This window comes from Flavobacterium sp. (assembly GCF_029242675.1).
GTDB lineage: Bacteria > Bacteroidota > Bacteroidia > Flavobacteriales > Flavobacteriaceae > Flavobacterium.
Genome location: NZ_JAQWTM010000053.1, coordinates 1 through 2,970, shown reverse-complemented (window position 1 = coordinate 2,970; position 2,970 = coordinate 1). Strand labels below are relative to the sequence as shown.

General features: G+C 34.7%; 2 protein-coding genes and 1 other RNA gene. 2 read left to right on the top strand and 1 reads right to left on the bottom strand.

All coding sequences use genetic code 11. The features are described 5' to 3' along the window. Positions 1-302: 302 nt before the first annotated feature. The gene (locus P8M54_RS02065) at positions 303-1,520 is read left to right on the top strand and encodes a serine hydrolase domain-containing protein (protein WP_300284490.1); all 1,218 of its coding nucleotides are present in this window, start codon (positions 303-305) and stop codon (positions 1,518-1,520) included. A gap of 95 nt (positions 1,521-1,615) precedes the next feature. Then, positions 1,616-1,782: a transfer-messenger RNA gene (gene ssrA, locus P8M54_RS02060) on the top strand. Between the two features lie 180 nt (positions 1,783-1,962). Here ssrA and P8M54_RS02055 read toward each other — a convergent pair. Beyond that, a partial coding sequence (locus P8M54_RS02055; RefSeq protein WP_300284487.1) for a glycoside hydrolase family 3 C-terminal domain-containing protein occupies positions 1,963-2,970 on the bottom strand: 1,008 nt, incomplete at its 5' end.

Here is a 2,970-nt window from a genome sequence, read left to right as displayed (position 1 = left end):
CCTCAGGTGAAAACACAACTCTTCTGTCTGGTGGACTCTTTCTTTCTTTTAAAATGCCGAACTTCATAATTTCTGGATACTAATAGATGAATTAATTTAACTTTAGCCTGTTTTATTGTTACAAATATAACAAATTAAGCCTTTTTATAGTCCTTTTTTATTAAAAATCGTCTTTTAAAAATGGGTACCGACTGATAAACAAAATGATACAAATTTCAGGCTGTGCTTGACAAAATACTGTTAACATTTTTGAAAATCAATACCAAAACCGATTGATTCTATATATTTGCCAATCTAGCACAATGACGATGATTTTAAGAAAAAAGGCAAATATACTACAATTATTACTACTACTTTTAGTTTTAGGCTCCTGCAAAGACAATAATAATGATAAATCAGGTGCTTCATCAGACGCACCTCAAGATACGATGCCACATTTAGAGGAGGCGGTACAAAAACAAGCGCAATTAGATGCTAATTATGTGAGCACTAAAAAAAATGCAATTACCCATTTTTACAATAAAACGTGGCCTAACAACAGCATGAATGGCGGTCTCTTGGTTGCGAAAAATGGCCAAATTATTTATGAGAATTACGAAGGAATGGGTAATTTTAGAGATAAAACACCTATTACCGCTACTACTCCACTTCATCTTGCTTCAGTTAGTAAAGTAATTACCGCAACAGCGATTTTAAAATTAATCGATGCTAATAAAATAAAATTAGATCAAAAGGTAAATACCATTTTAAAAACCTTTCCTTACCCTGAGGTCACGATTAAAACACTTTTGAACCACCGATCAGGGATGCGTAATTATGCCTATTTTACAGATAAAAAAGATGGTATTTGGGACAGACACAAAATCCTAACCAATCAGGACATATTGGAATTAATGGCTACTAAAAACATTGGTCTTGAATTTAAGACTGACACGCGCTTTAGTTATTGCAATACTAATTACGCCATGTTAGCCCTTATTATAGAAAAAGTAACGAATATGAGTTATAAAAAGGCAATGGAACGCATGATATTCAAGCCTTTAGAAATGAAAAACACCTATGTTTTTGACTACGAAACCGATAAAGATACGGCAGTTACCTCGTACAAAGGAAACAAAGTAGAAATTGGCAAGGACTACCTAGACGCGGTGTATGGCGATAAAAACATTTATTCTACGCCACGTGATTTATTAAAATTTGATCTAGCGCGCAATGCCCCTGACTTTTTGAATCCGAAACTTTTAAAATTAGTGTATACTGGATACAGCAATGAGCATCCGGGTGAAAAAAATTATGGTCTAGGAATCAGAATTATTAATTGGAAAACGGGTCAAAATTTCTATTTTCACAATGGCTGGTGGCACGGAAATACTTCCTCTTATATAACATTACAGAAAGAGAAAGTTACTATAATAGCCTTATCTAATAAGTTTACCACCAAGACCTATCAAGTACGTAAGCTGTCGAAGTTATTTGGCGATTATCCTTTTAAATTAGAGGACGACGAGAAAGCAGAATAATATTTGTAATTGGTTTAGTAGATAAATTGCAAATATTCAAGTTAAAAATTGTATTTTTGCACACTCAAAATTTTTTATCTGTTTTGAATAAATTTGGGGTCGACTGGTTTTTAAAGCAAGTCGAATTTAAAATTAAGAAGATAAGTAGTGTGTGGCTGTTTCTGGCCTAGCTCACTATCGAAAATCTAATCAGGAAATAAACGTGTAGAAAGCTCTTTAGTTGCTTGTTTGGACCCGGGTTCGATTCCCGGCGACTCCACTGAAATCCTTGTAAACGCAAAGTTTGCAAGGTTTTTTTATTTAAAGACGAAAGTATCCCTCGATAAAAAGCAGAAACATAAAAAATGGCATTTGCAAAATTTCTTTGCAAATGCCATTTTAATAACTATTCAAAAACAAATTATACTATCTCTTTTAAAATATATACTTATTCCAATCGAATCTAAAAAACTACAGTTTCCCCGACTATTTTAATGTTTTTTTCGATTACTTTTTTAGCCTGCAAACGTTCCGGACTTGCTTGCATACCTCCAACAGATAGGTTGACCGTACCTGCCGAAAGCTGAAAACTATTGTTCGCATTTAATTGTGCCAATTGTTTTGGCTGAATGGAAAACGATACTTTTTTAGTTTCACCTGCTTTAAGAGCAACGCGATCAAAATTGATCAATGTGCGAATGGTATTTAATTGATCTCCTTGTGGGTTTGTAAAATACACCTCAACTACCTCATCACCTGCTACGGCACCAGTATTGGTTACATCTACTGTAAAATCAATATTTTTAGTCGTAGGATTCTCAACAGGTACAGTCAAATTAGTATATTCAAAAGTAGTATAGCTCAATCCAAAACCAAAGTCATACAATGGTTTCCCTTGGAAATAACGGTATGTTTTACCTTTCATACTATAATCGTTAAAGGCAGGAATATCGTTAATATCTTTATAGAAAGTCAAAGGCAAACGTCCTGAAGGATTGTAATCACCAAACAAAATATCAGCAATTGCAGTTCCGCCCGCTTGTCCTGGATACCATGCTTCTAAGATTGCAGGAATATTATCATTCTCCCAATTGATCGCTACAGCACTACCGTTTAACATCACCAAGACCATTGGTTTGCCCAATTCTTTGATTTTTTTCATCAAATTGGTTTGAGATGATGGTAATTTTATGTCCAAACGATCTCCGCCAGAAAATCCGTCTACTTTTACTTTCATCTCCTCACCTTCTAGCATTGGACTTAAACCCATGCACAATACAACCACATCCGACTCTTTGGCCAGTGCTATTGCTTCAGCTTCTAGACTGTTTGATGGCGTGTCCCACAAGAAACGCATAATAGCACGCTCGGTATTGTCTTGCTTGTATTCTAATTTGATTTGGTACACTTTTTTAGCCTCAAGCGTTAAAAATTTATAGATCTTTTTTGGTTCGTGAACATCTTCTCTTTC

Excerpts from the sequence above, each read along its gene's own strand:
- P8M54_RS02065 (WP_300284490.1), top strand. The coding sequence starts at position 303 with ATGACGATGATTTTAAGAAAAAAGGCAAATATACTACAATTATTACTA.